Origin of the sequence: Vescimonas fastidiosa, assembly GCF_018326305.1 — a bacterium.
GTDB classification, from domain to species: domain Bacteria; phylum Bacillota; class Clostridia; order Oscillospirales; family Oscillospiraceae; genus Vescimonas; species Vescimonas fastidiosa.
In genome coordinates, this window is the sequence record NZ_AP023415.1 from 320,995 (window position 1) to 337,639 (window position 16,645).

Sequence of the window (16,645 nt, forward strand, 5' to 3'; positions counted from 1 at the left end):
TATTTGCAAAATAGAATCACGGTGTCCCTTTTCAAAAGGCGTTTTTTATGGTACAATGCATGATGGTAATATGTAATTAATATATCCTTTTATAAAAAATGCATAAGGGAGGCTATACAATGCCAGCAACGAAAATCGGCGACAAGGTCATCCGCGTGGATGCCATCGAAAAAGCCCGGGGCGAGGCAACCTATGTCTGCGACATGACCCTGCCGGATATGCAGTACGCCTACATGGTCCGCTCCACGGTCCCCAGAGGCACCATCGACGCCATCCACCTGCCGGAAATGCCCGAGGGGTATTATTTTATTTCCGCCAAGGATATTCCCGCCCAGGGGAAGAACGAGCTGTGGATGATCCTGAAGGACTGGCGCTGCTTTGCTGAGGATTATGTGCTGTATGTGGGTGAGACCATCGGCCTGGTGGTGGGCCCCGACCGGACTGTCCTGAAGGACCTGCGAGATCAGATCAAGATCGACTATACCGAGCAGACCCCTGCCGTGACCATCGATGAGGGCATCAGCAGTGTGGGAGGCCCCATGTTCCCGGAGAAGGGCAGCAATGTCATGTGCGAGCTGTTCTGCCAGAAGGGCAGGCCCATGGAGGAGGTTTTCGCTGAGGCGGACGAGATCTTTGAGGAGACCCTGACCACCCCTTACCAGGAGCATGTCCACCTGGAGACCAACAGCGCCATTGCCGACTATGAGGATGGGAAGTTCGTGTTCTACGCTTCGGCGCAGTGCCCGTTCTACATCCGCAAGTCCATTGCCGGTCTGCTGGATATTCCCTATGACGACATTATCATTCGCCAGTGTACCACCGGCGGCGCCTTCGGCGGCAAGGAGCATTTCCCGGATGTGCTCTGCGGAGCGCTGCTCATTGCGGAAAACAAGATCCGCAAGCCCATCAAGATGGTTTTCGACCGGGAGGAGGACACCCAGTTCAGCGTGAAGCGCCATCCCTCCAAGTGTATCTACAAGACCGCTGTGAAAAACGGCGAGATCATCGGCACCGAGGGCCATATCTACTACAACTGCGGCGCCTACCTCTCCTCTTCCTTCGTGGTGCTGCAGCGGGGCGTGTTCCATGCCAACGGTGTATATACTATCCCCAACACCTATCTCAAGGGTGAGGGCATCGGCACCAATACCTTCCCCACCTGCGCGTTCCGAGGATTCGGTGCGCCCCAGACTCTGTTCTGCTTCGAGACCCACCTGACCCACTTGGCCCACCATCTGGGCGTGGATCCTCTGGCGTTCAAGATGCGGTACCTGGCCAAGAAGGGCGACGAGACCACCACCAACGGCCACATCATCGAGGATGTGAAGCTGCCGGAGATGATCGATGTCATCACGAAGGAATCTGACTACTGGAATAAGATCAAGGAATATAAGCCCGGCTGCGGACGGGGCATCGGCGTAGCACTTTATAACCACGGCGACGCTTTCACCGGCAACGGCGAGCAGGCCATTATCAAGGGCCACGCCCGGCTGACCAAAACCGGCGACAAGGTGGAGATTTTCGTGGGCTCCACGGAGATGGGTCAGGGCTTCCGCACCACCCTGCGCAAGATCTGCGCCGCCACCCTGGGCATTTCCATGGACAATATTGAGTATAAGAATCCCGATACCTCCAAGGTGGTGGATTCCGGCCCCACCGCCGCTTCCCGGTCTACGATGGTCGTGGGCCGTCTGGTGGAGCGGGCCGCGCTGGAGATGAAGGAGCGCTGGAACGAGGGCGATTTCTCCACCGAGGTGGAGTATGAGCATCCCGAGGGCTACCCCTGGGATCAAGCCACCTTCCGGGGCGATGCATACCTGGGCTACGGCTGGGGGGCTGTGATCGTGGAGGTGGAGGTGGACAAGCTCACCAATGAGGTCAAGACCCTGGGTGTGTGGTCCTCCCATGAGATCGGCAAGGCCATTGACGAGCTCATCGTTCACGGCCAGGTCAACGGCGGAATCCTGCAGTCTCTGGGTTACGGCTCCATGGAAAAGCTGGAAAATAAGAAGGGCTATTTCAAACAAAAGAGTATGTCCGACTATGTTATTCCCACCTCCATGGACTTCCCCAAGCAGTTCTGTCACATTCAGGAAAATCCTTATCCCTGGGGCCCCTACGGAGCCAAGGGTATGGGCGAGCTGGTGTTCAACGGCGCATCTGCGGCCTATGTGGATGCGGTGGAGCGGGCCTTGAACTGCAAGTTTACTTCCATCCCCATTCCTGCTGAAGATATTGAGGAGGCGCTGAAGAATGTATAACGATGTTCGATTTACGCTGAACGGCAAGCCTGTGGTCTACACCGGTAACCCCCTGCGGCGGCTGCTGGATGTGCTGCGGGAGGACTACGGTCTCACCGGCAGTAAGGAGGGCTGCGGCGAGGGTGAGTGCGGCGCCTGCTCCATCATTAAAAACGGCAAGCTGGTGACCCCCTGCATCATCCCCGTAGGCGCTATTCAGGGAGCTGAGCTGCTGACCATTGAGGGTATCCGCGACACCGAAAAGGGTAAGTGCATCATCGAGGCCTATGCCGAGGGCGGCGCCGTGCAGTGCGGCTTCTGCATCCCGGGCATGGTAATGGCCACCTATGTGCTGCTCAATGAGAACCCCGACCCCACAGAGGACGAAATCCGCCTGGGCATCAGCGGAAACCTCTGCCGCTGCACCGGCTATGACCTGATCGTGGAGTCTATCCATCTGGCCGCCGAGAAAGGAGCTGCATTATGGAAGAAGTAAAATGCTATATGCCGCAAACCCTGGCCGAAGCCCTGCAAATTCGTAAGGAGACCGGGGCCCAGCCCCTGGCGGGCGGCTCTGACCTGATGGTGGCCAACAGCCGCGGCGCGGGTATCGTGCCGGGCTTTAAGAAGCCGATACTGATTATCTCCAACCTGCCGGAGCTGAAGGGCATCCGTCGGCTGGACGACGGCACCGTGGAGATCGGCGCTCTGTCTACCTCCTGGGAAATTCACACCTCACCTGTGACCCATCCGCTGCTGAAGGATGCCGCTTCCCGCATGGGAGCTGTGGCCCTGCGCAACAGTGCCACCATCGGCGGCAACATCGGCAACGCTTCTCCCAAGGGTGATATGCCGCAGCCGCTGATCCTGCTGGACGCGGAGGTGGTGCTGCAGAGCGTGGACGGCGAGCGGCGGATGAAAGTGGATGATTTCATCATCAAGACCAAGGTCACCGCCATCCGGGGCGACGAGCTTATCACCAAGGTGGTCATCCCGCCCCAGGAGTTTACGCATATTTTCTTCCGAAAAATCGGTATGCGCCGCTCAAACGCTATCTCTAAGCTGACCCTTTCCGCTGCCGCCAATATCCGGGACGGCATAGTGGCGGATTTCCGGGCCTCCTCCGGCGCTGCCGGCCCCAAGGTGGAGCGCAGCCGTGCGGTGGAGAGCTTGCTCATCGGACATGAGGTGGCGGAGCTTCCCGCCTTGAAGGGCGCATTTCTGGACGCCTGGTGCAACGATGTCATCGCGCCCCACGCTATGCCCGAGTACCGCCGCAACGCCACCCGGCGTATGCTGGAGTATTTTATCGATGCCCTGGTGGCCGGTCACCCGGAAGGCCGGGTAGAATAAGCAGGAGGAATGAACATGATCTATCATCCCACAACCCCGCTGGAGGCCGTGACGATGCGCAAGCAGAATGCTGATACCGCCGTGTATCTGGCCGGCGGCACCGACGACCTGCGCCTGAACGGAAGCGCCCAGGGAAAGGATCTCATTGATATTAACGGCCTGGGTCTGGACGATATTTTCGTGCAGGACGGCAAGCTCTACATCGGCGCCCGCTGCACCTTTAATCAGATCATCGAGAGTGACCTGGTGCCGGAGTTTATCAGGGAGGCCGCCCGTTTCTGCGCATCCTTCACCAAGCGCAACAGTGCCACCGTAGGCGGCAACATCGGCCTGCGCCGCCAGGATAGCTACCTGGCTGCGGCCCTGACGGCGGCGGATGCGGTGCTCAAGTCCATCACACCTCACGGCGAGGAGATGAAGCCCATCGGCGAGTACCTGCAGAGTGGCTGCAAGCGGCTTATCGAGTATGTGGTGCTGGACGCAGACCGTACCGGCTGGGTCAAGCGCTTCACCAACACCACCTCCAGCCATGCGGCTGTGACGGCGGCGGTGTCCGGGGGTATTTATGCCCTCAGCGTCTCCGGCAGTGACTTTGTCTATGGCACCACGCCGGACCTGGCGGATTCCATGGAATTCACCGACGATATTTCCGGCAGCGCTGCCTATAAGAAGTACCTGGCAAAGATCGTATTTACACTGGGGAGGTAAGGCAAATGGAAGTGAAATGCAGACTCAACGGTGAGAATATTATTCTGCGCGGCGAGCCTACGGACCGCCTGCGGGATGTGCTGTACCACACCGGGTGCTACTCCGTCCGCGACAGCGATGACGCCGAGGGCTTTGCCGGGTCCGACACCGTTATTTTTAACGGTCAACTGAAATATTCCAATTTTATCCTGCTCTATCAGGCAGAGGGCGCCGATATTAAAACGGCGGAGTCTCTGCTGGTGAAGGGCGAGCTGAACTATGTGCAAAAGGCCATGGTGGCTGCGGGCATCGTACAGAGCGCCTATAATGCCCCGGCGGCGGCGCTGATCCTCACCTGGCTGCTGGAAAAGCATCCCAATCCCACCCGGGAGCAAATTAAAGATGTGCTCACCGGTATTTTCATCCGCGATGCGGGCTACGAGCACTACTATCTGGCTGTGAAGCTGGCCTGCGAGCTGCGGGATCAGGGCGAGTTTAAGACGGAGATCGCCCCGTCCTTCCGTCCGCAGCTGGACATCATCGGTAAGCCTGCCGGAAAGATCGACGGTGCGGCTTTGGTTTCCGGTGAGCCTGTATTTGTGGAGGATAAGGTTCCGGCCAATGCCTGGTGCCTCCATGTGCTGCGCAGCCCCTTTGCCAGCGCCTATATTAAGTCCATCGATACCAGCGAGGCGGAGAAGCTGGACGGTGTGGCCGCCATCATTACGGCGGAAAACTGCCCGGATGTATACTATATGCAGGCCGGACAGGGTACCCCTGAGCCGTCGCCCCATGACCGCCGCCTGTTTAACCGGAAGGTCCGCCATGTGGGCGACCGTGTGGCGGGCATTGTGGCCCGCACACCGGAAATTGCCGATAAGGCCGCGTCTCTTATCAAGGTGGAATACGAGCCTACGGAGGCGGTGTTCACCGTGGAGGAGGCTATGGCCCCGGGTGCGCCCCTGGTCCACAACGGCCCCGTGCAGTATAACGCCGGAGCCCCCGATGACCTGGAGGCATACAATAAGCTCCAGGGCGATCCTCGGGAGGGAAAAGTGGTTTATCAGTTCCCCCTGCACGCAGACATTCATAAGAACATCGCCGCGTCCAATAAGGGCGGCATCGGCGATATGGAGAAGGGCTTTGCCGAGGCGGATGCCATTGTGGAGCGGACCTACCAGACCAGCCAGATTCAGCACACACCCCTGGAGCCCCATGTGTGCTATGCCCATGTGGAGAGCGGCCGACTGGTGCTGAACTGCGCCACCCAGGTGCCCTACCATGTGCGCCGCATTGTCAGCTGGGTTTGCGGCATTCCCGAGAATAAGATCCATGTTATCAAGGAGCGTGTTGGCGGAGGCTATGGCTCTAAGCAGGACATTTTGGTGGAGGAGCTTACCGGCTACGCCGCCTGGATCACCAAGAAGCCCGTGTATTACCGCAATACCCGGGCCGAGGAGTTCTACGCCAACTCTACCCGCCACCCCATGCGGGTCCATGTGAAGATGGGCGGCAAGAAGGACGGCACCATCACGGCCCTGTTTATGGAGGTTTGTGCCAATACCGGCCCCTACGGCAACCACTGCCTGACGGTGCCTATGAATAGCTGCTCCAAGACTATGCCCCTGTTTAAGGTGGACAATATGGCCTACGACCTGAAGGTATACTATACCAACACACCTCCCGCCGGTGCCTATCAGGGCTATGGCACGCCCAAGGGCACTTACGGCATCATGATGGCCATGGCGGAGCTGGCTGATAAGCTGGGCGTCGACTACCGTACCATGGTGGAGAAAAACCATGTGGAAGAGGGCTATATGCTGGAGATCCTCAAGGGATTGGGCGAGGGCCGCGAGGGAGCAGTGGTTCCTGTGGGCTCCTGCGGCCTGGATGAGGCCATTGAGCGGGGCTGCGACATGATCGACTGGGGTAAGAAGGAAGTGTCTGATGATCCTGACTGGAAAATCGGCAAGGGCTTTGCCATGATTATGCAGGGCTCTGGCCTCCCGGGACTGGATCATGCTGAGGCTATTGCCAAGCTGGAGACCGACGGCACCGTCATCCTCAATAGCGGCGGCGCTGACTTGGGCACGGGCCTGGATACCATCTCTGCCAAGATCGTTGCGGAGGTGCTGAAGCTGCCCATGGACCGCATCACTGTGGTTTCCGGCGACACGGACTCCTGCGCCTTTGATACCGGCGCCTATGCCTCCTCCGGCACCTTCTTCAGCGGCAACGCATCTCTGGTGGCCACCACGAAGCTCAAGGAGCTGATTTTGAAGGAGGCCGCCCTGCAAATGGAGGAGAAGGTGGAGAACCTGGATGTCCGGGCCCCCGGCGAGGTGTATTCCAGGGCTTCCGGCGCCACCCTTTCTTACTACGACCTGGTGCATACCGCCACCAGCGGCACGGGCCGCGGACAAATGGTTGCCCACGGCAGCTTTGTCACCAACGCCTCCTCCGTACCCTACGGCGCACACTTTGCACAGGTGGCGGTGAATGTAAAGACCGGCGAAATTAAGGTGCAGAAGTTCTATGCCCTGCAGGATGCCGGCACGCCTATCAATCCGGAGATTGCCCTGTGCCAGATGTATGGCGCGGTGATGAAGTCCATCGGTCATTCGCTGTACGAGGACATGAAGCTGGATAAGAACGGCAAGTGCATCAACGCCAATCTCACCGACTATGGTGCGCCCATGATCGATGAGGCTCCGGAGGATTTCAAGTCCGTTCTCATTGATGTGGATGATAAGTTCGGCCCCTATGGCGCCAAGTCCATTTCCGAGATTGCCTGCAACGGCGCGGCGCCTGCCATCGGCATCGCCATTCACGATGCCTGCGGCGTGTGGCTGCGCAGCTGGCCTATGACCCCGGAGAAAATCCTGAAGGCTTTGGGTAAGATCTGATTTTAGGGAAAAGCGCAGTAATAGTGCCCCCTAAAAGCTAAAAAAGTGCAGCGAAAACCATTCCAAGCTACCAAAAGGGCTTGCCGTCTGTTTTGCACAGACGGCAAGCCCTTTCACTTCTTTTTTCACAATGTTATCGTGGATATACAGTACTATACGCCGCCCTTTGGAGCTTGCCCGGAGTTTGGGACTGACCCGGCTCTTGTCCGGCTTTCAAGACTCAAAGCCCAGCATAATCCCGCCGCGCTCGGCATAATAGCTGCACAGGCCCCGCAGCGGATAGCTCTTTACCTCTACTCCCGGGAAGCGGTGCTGAATCTCGACGCAAAGCTCCAGTGCAAGGGCTGGATTCTGACAATGTCCGATCCGAACGCTCCCGCCCTTGCAGCCAAGCCGTTCCATCTCGTGCAGCATGAATTCCTGGGTTTTCCGCTGCCCCCGGCATTTCCCCAGCATCTCAAGGGTACCTTCAGAGCTGGCCTGCCCAACGGCACGGATACCCAAAACGCCGGCCATGGTGGCTGCCAGCTTGTTAACCCGCCCATTCTGCGCAAGGTTGTGCATGGATTCCAGGGCAAAGAGCAGATGAGTGCGCTCGCGATATGCTTGGATGTCCCTGCACACATCGTCGAAGTCGGCTCCGGCGCACATCGCAGACTGCGCTTTTTCTATGAGAAGTGCGATCTCCGGCCCGGCCGACAGGGAATCCACAACACAAATACGGCGTGATGGATCGAGCTCCTCACAGTGCTTCTTTGCGGCACAGGCCGTGCTATAGCTGCCGGAAAGACTGCTGGTGATGGTGAAGGCGATCACATCGCCGCTGTCACCAAAGGCCTCTGTCCAGTCAGCAATATTCGGGCATGCACTGTAAGACCGTCCCTTAGTGCTGCGCAGTACAGTGACCATCTCGTTCACATCCAGAAAATCGTCATCACGAAATTCCTCCGTGTCTGTGCGAATAGTAAGCGGAACACTGACGAAGTCTGCTCCGTCCAGCGTGAGAATGTCGCAGCTGGAGTCTGCGACGATACGAAACTGATTCATGGCGTGGCCTCCGAATAGCAAGAAGTATTTCACCCGATTTTGCAAATCGACACAGGCATTCTACCAGGTTTTTATCATTCCGTCAACAGCTTTTGAAAAACCTTTAAAAGAATTTCATAAAACTGTTGAAAGGGCAACGGGAGCTGTGTATAATAACTGCATGGAAAAGGAAGTGAAGACTATGATAGAGGATATTAATGGTTTCCGTCTGCCGCGGTATACACAGATACCGGATGTCGGACTTTATCTGGAGCAGGTGGTGCGCTATGTCAACGCCCATCTTGCGCCGCTGGGAGAGCCGGAGCTGACAAGCTCCATGGTGAGCAATTATGTGAAGCAGGGCCTGATACCCTCTCCCGTAAAAAAGTCATACACAGCGGAGCACCTCGCGCGGCTTCTGTTCATAGCCGTAGTCAAACCCGTTGTTCCGCTGGAGGGGCTTCGCTTGATGTTCGGTATACAGGAGGACAATTATCCTCTTCAAACCGCCTATGACTATTTCTGCGATGAATTTGAGAATATGCTCGGTGCCGCGTTCGGTATATCCCCTGCAAGAGATGGGATTGGCAAGACACAGTCCGACGCAAAGGATCTTCTTCGCAATACGATCCTGGCCACCGTCAATAAGGTCTATCTGGATCGATACCTGGAGGATTATCAAAAGCGACGGGAGATAAGGAATGCACGCAGTATCTGCTGAATTGGTGCAACGATTGAACCGTAATTGAATAAAAATCCCTTTACAGACACTGAGCAGCGCCCCATTTGTCAGACAAGTATGGAAAAATACTTGTCTGACAAATGGGGCGCTTTTGTATGTCATAGGGAGGACCTATCGTGGTCGAGCCATAATTGATCCGCGGAGGCCGGGAAGAAAATGATCCACGCCCAATAAACAGCTATCCTTTAAGTGTGTTGAAAACTGGAGAGGAAACAAGCCGAATAATTAGGAGTGGGCTAATACTTGTGGTAAAAGATTCTGCGGAAAAAGGCGGGACCGCATATGCGATCGGAAAAGGATTCTCAACGATCATTTGACAGTATTGGCCAACTGCGTGAGAGCGAAAGATTTATGACCGGTAATGGTCGGACAGGGGGGATTTACTCCTCCTCGGCTTTTGACAATCCTGACCGCAGAAGGATGCGCAGAGTTTGGCGTATCTTTTCCATCTGCTCTGGTCCGGCGTCGTTTTCTGCCAGAACCTTCAAGCCGATGAAATTGCCGATACCCATGTTGATGAAGGACCAAAGCATAGGGTCCATTCCTTCGGGCAGGGCGCGGCTTTTGGTCAGTGCAGGCACATATCGCTGGGCGTACTGGTAGTAATATTGCAGGAAAAGATCCCGGTCAATGTACAGGGACTCGAAGATCAAGTTATAGCAGGCGGGATTTTTATAGGCAAAGCCAATGAACTCCATAATGTACTCCACCTGGCGCTCAATGAGATCTCCGGTGATCTTTCCGGCCCGGGAATCCAGATAGTTCTGAAGGCGGAGGGCAAAGCTTTGCATAATATAGACATATATTTGATACTTACTGCGGAAATAAATGTAAAACGCCCCCACGGACAGTCCGGCGCTTTGGGCGATATCCTTGATGGTGGTGCTGCGATACCCTTGCTGACTGAAAAGCTCCTCAGCGGCCTTGACCAATCGATCAAAACTGCGGCGGCCTTCTTCACTTTCTGGGATAACTACTACCAAGTCCAGCTTGCTGTTCATCGGCTATGCTCCTTTTCTGTGTAAAGCTGTGTATAGGATAGCGTGTTTTGAGGCTGTTGTCAACAAAATAACCTAAAAAACAAGCAAAATACATAAACTCCAATTCACTTGAATTATTTGTCATATTATGCAATTACTTAACAAAAATTTGTGCAAAAATTAAAAAAATCACAATGTCATTAAATTGATGTTGACAAAAGCGCTATATACAATATATTATAAAGCCACAACAGGTGAATTATGATTCACCACATGAAGAAAAAGGAGGGGCGCACTCATGTTTGCCGCATTTTTGTCTACGGTTTGCGGATCGCTGCTGAGTATCTGCGTGACGGCGCTGTCGGCGTTCTCTGTAACCATCATTTTTCGGACATCCACCACGGCCAATTTTGCCCAGGGATCTATCGCAGCCTTTGGCTGCTATGTGGTGGCAGAATGTCTGAACCGGTGGGGGGTCCCGGTTTACCTGGGCGTGCTGCCCGGCATGATCGTGGGTGTCGTTATCGGCCTTTTTATCGACCTGATGGTGTTCCGCAAGGGACGCCATGTGGGAGAGCTGGGAAAACAGATTATCACCATGGGATTTGTGTCCCTGTTCTACGGCGGCATTCCGCTGGTGTTCGGCAATCCTGAGTTCATTCCCTTTGAATCCTTTTATAATACCACCAAGGCCGGTGTGGAGTCTAATGTGGTGCTTCGTGTCTTTGGCGGGGAGATCGTGCTGACAAAACATGCGCTGATCTGTGCCGCTATTACCGCCGTGGTGCTGGCAGCCCTGTTCCTACTGCTGAAATACAGCAAGTGGGGCCTGGGTGTTCGCTGCACAGCCTCCAGTGAGTTTACCGCCGAGCTTATGGGGATCAATACCCATGTCATCACGGCCATCTCCTGGGCACTGGCCTGTGCGTTAGGCGTGCTGGCCGCCGTGATGTATGCCGGCGGCGGCGCCATGATCAGCACCTCTTTTATGGGTACCATCCAGGTCAACGCATTCCTTGCCTGCATTCTGGGGGTATTTGCCACCTTCTACGGCCCCATTGTAGGAGCGGTTCTGATCCCGGTTCTGTCCAACTGTGTGGGCTTTTTGGCGAATTTCCCTGCCTTTTATGACATCAGCCGCTGGCAGATGGTCATTGTGTATGTCCTTCTGCTGGCCATCATCCTCCTCAAGCCCCAGGGCCTGTTTGGGAAGAAAGTGGTAAAGAAGGTGTGATTATGACGGACTTGAATGTTAAAAAGGAATATCTGAATCTGATTTACGCCGATTGCGGCAAGGTGAGCGCTGGAGAAAAGATAAAGAAGCTGTTGGCAGTTCCCGGGACCCAATATTTGATCTTTGGGGTGATATTGGGCGTTTTTCCGTTGCTGGCGCAGCTGGGCGTTCTGACCAGCTCCTTCGTCTTTGCCGTGGGAAACACCATGATTTATGCCATTATGGCCATTGGCTTCTGCCTGCTCATGGGCTACTCCGGTCTGGCTTCCCTGGGTACGGCAGGTTTTGTAGGGATCGGCGCATACATTGCCTACTATTTCATGCAGGTATACGGAGCACCTTTCGGCATCGCCTTTATCGTTACGGTGATGATAAGTCTGTTCAGCGGCGTGCTGGTAGGCTTTATCTCCCTGCGGATCGAGGGAATTTATCTGGCAATCCTGACGCTGGGTCTCTCGGAAATTCTGCGCAACACCTTCATTTCTCTGAAATCCTCTATCAAGCTGGATATGTCCAAGGTGCGGCTCTTCGGTGTAAAGATCGGAGAGGAGCAGGTGTATCTGCTGATCCTGGCGCTGTTTGTCCTGCTGCTGTTCATTACCTCCAACCTTATCCGCAGCCCTATCGGCCGGGCTCTGCTGTCGGTGAAAAACAGCACCTCCGCCGCCCAAGCCATGGGTATTAATCTGATGAAGTACCGTGTGCTGGCCTTCGTGATCTCCACGGTGTATGCCGCTATTGCGGGACTTATGTACATGATGCTCCTGCGGAACATGACTACCTCTACCTCCACGCTGCTGAGCATGGCAACCTCCCTGAACATTTTAGGCGCTGTGGTCATCGGCGGAGCCAAGTCTCTATGGGGCACCACTTTCGGGGTGTTCATCATCTACGGACTGCAGTCAACGCTCCTGAGCAAGATTCCCTTCTTCGTGGAGAACCCGGCGTTCATCACCATGATTACGGGTCTGCTTATCATCCTCATCGTAATGTTCTTTCCCGGCGGCATAGCTCAGATGATGGGGAACCTTATGCAAAAGAGAAAAACAGCAAAATTCGCTGCCAATACGCAAAGGAGGGTGGACGGTTATGGCCAGAACTGACAGAGCGTACAGAAAAATGATGCGCAGAAAAACTATGCTCTGCGCCGAAAAGGACTACAGGGACATTCTCCTGCGGGACTGTCAGGAGCAGGCCCGGAAAAAAACGGACGCTTACCGCACACAGCTTATGCGGGAGCTGTATACCGCGCATCCCGATTGGATTCCGGCGGAGGAGGCCGGCAAGATCGTGTTCGACAGCCGCATGGCGCAATTCGATGCCGACATGGCATTTGTTCGGAAGCAGGCCTCCACCCGGGCGGCTAAGGCTATCTCGAAGGATCCTGCCTGTGCAGAGCGAGAGGAGGAGAAGCTGCAGCAGCTGCAAAAGGAGCATGAGGAGCTTCGGAATCAGTACAGCTGCCGATTACAGCGGGAGATCAGTGCCCAGTTGACGGATATGCCCGGTGACGGGGCAGAGCGGGAAGCGGCTGTTTCCGATATTGAGCGGAAGGTAGATGCATTTCGGGCAGAGCAGGAGAAGGCGGCACAGAAGCAGATGGAAACGATCCGGCAAGCGGAGGATAGCAAGATCCAAAAGCTCTCAGACGCCTTGGGAAAACTGCAGCTCACTCCGGCTGACAGACCGGGGCTGCCGGAGGGCGTGGTGCTGCGAGTGCAGGATCTGTGTATGTATTTCGGTGGTGTCCACGCTGTAGACGGCCTTTCCTTTGATGTGAAAAAGGGTGAAATTTTCGGCCTCATCGGTCCCAACGGTGCAGGTAAAACCACTGTGTTCAACTGTATCACCCAGTTTTATAAGCCTACCTCCGGCACACTGCTGTTTGAAAACAAGGCAGGCGAGGTCATCTCCTTGCCGGAGGAAAAGGTACACGATGTGGTACTGCAGGGTATCGTCCGCACCTTTCAAAATGTGGAGGTGATTCGGGAGGTCTCCGTACTGGATAACCTGCTTATTGCGGGGCATCGGCAGTTTACGGCGGGGATTTTGTCTCAGGCTCTACACCTGCCGACGCTGAAGAAGCAGGAGCGCATTATAAGGGAGAAGGCCCTCCGTGTGCTGGAATTCATGGGCCTTACGGAGTACAGAGATTGGTATGCCGCAGGCCTGCCCTACGGAATCCTGAAGAAAATCGAGATCGCACGCACACTGATGTGCGACCCCCAGCTGATTATATTGGACGAGCCTGCCGCAGGTCTGAACGACACGGAAACTTTGGAGCTGGCGGAGCTGATTCGCCGCATCCGGGATACCATGGGCTGCACCATTTTGCTGGTAGAGCATGACATGGGACTTGTGATGAACATTTGTCAGACCGTATGTGCCATTTCCTTCGGGAAGCTCCTGGCAATCGGGACGCCGGAGGAGATTCAGAAGGATCCGCAGGTACAGAAAGCGTATTTGGGTGAGAGCGATGAGGAGGTGGAGAAGTAATGGCGCTGCTGGAAGTCAGAAACCTCCAGGTCAATTACGGACCCATTCAGGCAGTAAAGGGAATTGATCTGGATGTGGAGAAGGGGACCCTTGTGGCGCTGCTGGGAGCCAACGGCGCAGGAAAGACCACCACACTCCGGGCCATCACCGGTATGGTAAAGGCGTATGGCTCCGTTCATCTGGGTGAGACGGAGATATTGGGCCAGCGAGGATACAAAACCGCCCGTATGGGCGTGAATATGTCTCCGGAGGGCCGGCTGATCTTTGCCGGACTGACCGTGGAGGAAAACCTCAAGGCCGGAGCCTATTGCATCAAAAGTGCCAAGCAGTATCAGAAAAACATGGATCGAGTGCAGGAACTGTTTCCCATTTTGAGGGAGCGGCGGCGCCAGCAGGCGGGAACCCTCTCCGGCGGTGAGCAGCAGATGCTGGCCATTGGCCGGGCGCTGATGGCGGACCCGGAGATTCTGCTGCTGGATGAACCCTCCTTGGGTCTGGCTCCGCTGATCATTCAGGATATTTTTAAGACCCTCCAGGCCATCCGATCCGAGGGGACGACCATCCTCATGGTGGAGCAAAACGCTTTGGCCACGCTGAAAATTGCGGATTACGGCTATGTGCTGGAGCTGGGCAAGATCAGCATGCACGGCCCTGCCAGCCAGCTGGTCCGGGACGAGCGACTTATTGAAGCCTATTTGGGCAATAAAAAATAAACGGCTTACCGCTCTGAAAAGAGCCTGAGCATATAAAACAAAAAAGGAGAATGAACCATGAAAAAGTTTCTTTCCCTGCTACTGGCAGCAGCGATGCTGTGCACCCTTCTGGTGGGCTGCGGCAGCAAGAGCGACGATTCCAACGGCGATTATAAGCCCTTTGTAGAGGTACAGGGTGTCAGCGACGACACCATCCTTGTGGGCAACACCGCCGCCACCACCGGTGCCTACGCCACCGTGGGCGTACCCTTCAATGCCGGCATGGAGGCTGCCTTCAAGGCCTATAACGATGCCGGCGGCTTCCAGGGTAAGAGCATTGTCCTCAAGCACTATGACGACGGCTTTGATGGTGCGCAGGGCATGACCTACACCAAGCAGCTGGTGGAAACCGATAAGGTGTTCGCCATTGTGGGTCACTTTGGCACCAATACCGTGGGCGCAACCCTGGATTATCTGAAGGAAAAGGGTGTCCCGATGGTCTATGCCGCCACCGGCATTGACGATCTGTATCAGGAGGGCGCCAAGGGCAATGATGCGGTCATCTACTCCGTACAGCCCATTTACAGCGCTGAGGGCCGTGTGCTGCTGGCCCGGGCTGTTGCCCCCAAGGCGGACGGCATGGGTTTGGGCGGCACCAAGGTGGGTGTCATTGCCACCACCGATGACGCAGGCGCCGGTCTGTTGGCAGGCGTGAAGCGTGAGAACGAGGACCTGAAGGCCCAGCTGACCGTGCAGGAGGTGGAGGCCTCCGCCACCGATTTCTCCGCCGCTGTGAATGTGCTGAAAAACGCCGGGTGTGATGTGGTGATCGCCTGCATGAATCAGAACCCCCTGGCTACGCTGATGAACACCATGCGGGATGTGAACTACAATGTGAATGTAGTCACCTCTTATGTTAACGCTTCTGCCACTACCCTGGGTGCCTTTGTGGACAGCGGTGCCATCACCGACAGCCGTATGGTTTACTGCACCGCCTGGCTGGATGTAACCACCGAGGCAGGTATGGCCGATTATACCACTTTCTATACCGCCATGAGCGCCTGGGAGCTTGCCAACGGTGAGTCCGGCAGTACCTACGCACTGAACTCCTATGCCATGGCCGGATACATTGCCGGCAGTATCTTCGTGCAGGCTTTGCAGGCTGTGGATAAGGCGGGCCTGGAGCTGAACTATGCCAACTTTGCCAAAATCATGGAGGAGACCGAGTTCTCCATCCCCATGGGCGGAACCATCAGCTATGCCGGCGGCGACCGGTTGGGCGTTACCGCTCTGGCACTGAACTGCGTGAGCCTGAGCAAGAATGACGCCGGGGTATATGCCCTGACGCCCGTGAGCCCCATCCTGTCTCTAGCGGATGTGGTGGCTGCCATCAAGTAATCAATATATTATAGAGGTCAGCGGCCGCCATGCAGGCGGCCGCTGATCGGAAAGTGAAAGGATGGTGTCCCTTATGCCTACATTTGAAATGGACGGCAGACACATCTATTTTGAATCCCATGGCCAAGGCAGGCCCCTGGTCCTGCTCAACGGTATCATGATGTCCTGCGTAAGCTGGCAGCCCTTTATTGAGGCCTTGTCCGCAAACAATCGACTGCTTCTGGTGGATTTTTTGGATCAGGGAAAGAGCGAAAAAATGGTGGGCCAGACCTACGACCACGGCATCCAGGTGCAGGTGGTTCGGAGACTGTTGGAGCATTTAAACCTGCAAAGCGCCTGCGTGGCGGGCATTTCCTACGGCAGTGAGGTAGCGCTGGAATTTGCTGTTACCTATCCGGAAATGACCGACCGCCTGATTCTCCTCAACGCCACGGCCGCTACCGGATGGTGGCTGGGAGATATTGGCCGGGCATGGAATTTGGCTTCCGGCAGCGGTGAAGCGTATTATCACACCGCTATTCCGGTGATCTATTCGCCGGACTTTTATACTAAGCGCCATGCGTGGATGGAAAATCGAAAAAAACTGCTGATCCCGCTGTTTGAAAATCCGGATTTTATCGGCGCCATGCGTCGCCTGACGGACAGCTCCGAAAGCTATGATTTGCGGGACAGACTGGATCAGGTGCGGTGTCCCACTTTGGTGGTGTCCTGCCAAGAGGATTATCTCACCCCCCTGAAGGAGCAGGAGTATTTGGCCGCCCATATAAAGGACTGCCATCATGTGATCCTGCCGAATTGCGGTCATGCCTCCATGTACGAGCAGCCTGCGCTGTTTGCCTCGCTTATTGCGGGCTTTGCGGGACTGCCGCAAGTGAAGTTTGACATCTGAGG

General features: G+C 55.6%; 14 protein-coding genes. 12 read left to right on the forward strand and 2 right to left on the reverse strand.

The window, feature by feature from the left end; translation table 11 throughout:
* Positions 1 to 119 precede the first annotated feature (119 nt).
* Genes KI236_RS01555 through KI236_RS01575 form a run of 5 tightly spaced genes read left to right on the forward strand, consistent with a single transcriptional unit; the run spans position 120 to position 7,186 of the window.
* On the forward strand, positions 120 to 2,261 hold the full coding sequence (locus tag KI236_RS01555; RefSeq protein ID WP_212818688.1) for a xanthine dehydrogenase family protein molybdopterin-binding subunit: 2,142 nt from the start codon (positions 120 to 122) through the stop codon (positions 2,259 to 2,261).
* Positions 2,254 to 2,736, forward strand: coding sequence for a (2Fe-2S)-binding protein (locus tag KI236_RS01560; protein ID WP_212818690.1), 483 nt, complete (start codon positions 2,254 to 2,256; stop codon positions 2,734 to 2,736). Before KI236_RS01555 ends, KI236_RS01560 begins: the two co-directional genes overlap by 8 nt.
* On the forward strand, positions 2,724 to 3,593 hold the full coding sequence (locus tag KI236_RS01565; protein WP_212818692.1) for an FAD binding domain-containing protein: 870 nt from the start codon (positions 2,724 to 2,726) through the stop codon (positions 3,591 to 3,593). The genes KI236_RS01560 and KI236_RS01565 overlap by 13 nt, the downstream gene beginning before the upstream one ends.
* A gap of 15 nt (positions 3,594 to 3,608) precedes the next feature.
* A complete protein-coding gene (locus KI236_RS01570) occupies positions 3,609 to 4,301 on the forward strand; it encodes an FAD binding domain-containing protein (RefSeq protein WP_212818694.1) in 693 nt (230 codons plus the stop codon).
* 5 nt (positions 4,302 to 4,306) lie between these two features.
* Entirely contained in the window at positions 4,307 to 7,186 is a 2,880-nt protein-coding gene (locus KI236_RS01575) for a molybdopterin-dependent oxidoreductase Mo/Fe-S-binding subunit (RefSeq protein WP_212818697.1), read from the forward strand.
* 213 nt (positions 7,187 to 7,399) lie between these two features.
* On the opposite strand, the gene KI236_RS01580 is transcribed toward KI236_RS01575, so the two are convergent.
* Positions 7,400 to 8,233, reverse strand: coding sequence for a DegV family protein (locus KI236_RS01580; RefSeq protein ID WP_212818699.1), 834 nt, complete (start codon positions 8,231 to 8,233; stop codon positions 7,400 to 7,402).
* A gap of 181 nt (positions 8,234 to 8,414) precedes the next feature.
* Here KI236_RS01580 and KI236_RS01585 point away from each other — a divergent pair, with 181 nt between their 5' ends.
* Entirely contained in the window at positions 8,415 to 8,933 is a 519-nt protein-coding gene (locus tag KI236_RS01585; protein ID WP_212818701.1) for a DUF1836 domain-containing protein, read from the forward strand.
* Positions 8,934 to 9,334: 401 nt separating this feature from the next.
* Here KI236_RS01585 and KI236_RS01590 read toward each other — a convergent pair whose 3' ends face one another.
* Entirely contained in the window at positions 9,335 to 9,955 is a 621-nt protein-coding gene (locus KI236_RS01590) for a TetR/AcrR family transcriptional regulator (protein ID WP_212818703.1), read from the reverse strand.
* 277 nt (positions 9,956 to 10,232) lie between these two features.
* Here KI236_RS01590 and KI236_RS01595 point away from each other — a divergent pair, with 277 nt between their 5' ends.
* The 6 genes from KI236_RS01595 to KI236_RS01620 all read left to right on the forward strand — a co-directional run bounded on the left by KI236_RS01595 (position 10,233) and on the right by KI236_RS01620 (position 16,643).
* Entirely contained in the window at positions 10,233 to 11,168 is a 936-nt protein-coding gene (locus KI236_RS01595) for a branched-chain amino acid ABC transporter permease (protein ID WP_212818705.1), read from the forward strand.
* 2 nt (positions 11,169 to 11,170) lie between these two features.
* Positions 11,171 to 12,271 carry a branched-chain amino acid ABC transporter permease gene (locus KI236_RS01600; protein ID WP_212818707.1) on the forward strand — a complete coding sequence of 367 codons (1,101 nt, stop codon included), beginning with the start codon at positions 11,171 to 11,173 and terminating at the stop codon, positions 12,269 to 12,271.
* The gene (locus KI236_RS12090; RefSeq protein WP_228738066.1) at positions 12,258 to 13,664 is read left to right on the forward strand and encodes an ABC transporter ATP-binding protein; all 1,407 of its coding nucleotides are present in this window, start codon (positions 12,258 to 12,260) and stop codon (positions 13,662 to 13,664) included. Before KI236_RS01600 ends, KI236_RS12090 begins: the two co-directional genes overlap by 14 nt.
* The gene (locus tag KI236_RS01610) at positions 13,664 to 14,377 is read left to right on the forward strand and encodes an ABC transporter ATP-binding protein (RefSeq protein WP_212818709.1); all 714 of its coding nucleotides are present in this window, start codon (positions 13,664 to 13,666) and stop codon (positions 14,375 to 14,377) included. The genes KI236_RS12090 and KI236_RS01610 overlap by 1 nt, the downstream gene beginning before the upstream one ends.
* A gap of 57 nt (positions 14,378 to 14,434) precedes the next feature.
* On the forward strand, positions 14,435 to 15,754 hold the full coding sequence (locus KI236_RS01615; RefSeq protein ID WP_212818711.1) for an ABC transporter substrate-binding protein: 1,320 nt from the start codon (positions 14,435 to 14,437) through the stop codon (positions 15,752 to 15,754).
* 73 nt (positions 15,755 to 15,827) lie between these two features.
* Positions 15,828 to 16,643: an alpha/beta fold hydrolase gene (locus KI236_RS01620; RefSeq protein WP_212818713.1), complete on the forward strand. Its 816-nt coding sequence runs from the start codon at positions 15,828 to 15,830 to the stop codon at positions 16,641 to 16,643.
* Positions 16,644 to 16,645 lie beyond the last annotated feature (2 nt).

Excerpts from the sequence above, each read along its gene's own strand:
- KI236_RS01555 (WP_212818688.1), top strand. The coding sequence starts at position 120 with ATGCCAGCAACGAAAATCGGCGACAAGGTCATCCGCGTGGATGCCATC.
- KI236_RS01560 (WP_212818690.1), top strand. The coding sequence starts at position 2,254 with ATGTATAACGATGTTCGATTTACGCTGAACGGCAAGCCTGTGGTCTAC.
- KI236_RS01565 (WP_212818692.1), top strand. The coding sequence starts at position 2,724 with ATGGAAGAAGTAAAATGCTATATGCCGCAAACCCTGGCCGAAGCCCTG.
- KI236_RS01570 (WP_212818694.1), top strand. The coding sequence starts at position 3,609 with ATGATCTATCATCCCACAACCCCGCTGGAGGCCGTGACGATGCGCAAG.
- KI236_RS01575 (WP_212818697.1), top strand. The coding sequence starts at position 4,307 with ATGGAAGTGAAATGCAGACTCAACGGTGAGAATATTATTCTGCGCGGC.
- KI236_RS01580 (WP_212818699.1), bottom strand. The coding sequence starts at position 8,233 with ATGAATCAGTTTCGTATCGTCGCAGACTCCAGCTGCGACATTCTCACG.
- KI236_RS01585 (WP_212818701.1), top strand. The coding sequence starts at position 8,415 with ATGATAGAGGATATTAATGGTTTCCGTCTGCCGCGGTATACACAGATA.
- KI236_RS01590 (WP_212818703.1), bottom strand. The coding sequence starts at position 9,955 with ATGAACAGCAAGCTGGACTTGGTAGTAGTTATCCCAGAAAGTGAAGAA.
- KI236_RS01595 (WP_212818705.1), top strand. The coding sequence starts at position 10,233 with ATGTTTGCCGCATTTTTGTCTACGGTTTGCGGATCGCTGCTGAGTATC.
- KI236_RS01600 (WP_212818707.1), top strand. The coding sequence starts at position 11,171 with ATGACGGACTTGAATGTTAAAAAGGAATATCTGAATCTGATTTACGCC.
- KI236_RS12090 (WP_228738066.1), top strand. The coding sequence starts at position 12,258 with ATGGCCAGAACTGACAGAGCGTACAGAAAAATGATGCGCAGAAAAACT.
- KI236_RS01610 (WP_212818709.1), top strand. The coding sequence starts at position 13,664 with ATGGCGCTGCTGGAAGTCAGAAACCTCCAGGTCAATTACGGACCCATT.
- KI236_RS01615 (WP_212818711.1), top strand. The coding sequence starts at position 14,435 with ATGAAAAAGTTTCTTTCCCTGCTACTGGCAGCAGCGATGCTGTGCACC.
- KI236_RS01620 (WP_212818713.1), top strand. The coding sequence starts at position 15,828 with ATGCCTACATTTGAAATGGACGGCAGACACATCTATTTTGAATCCCAT.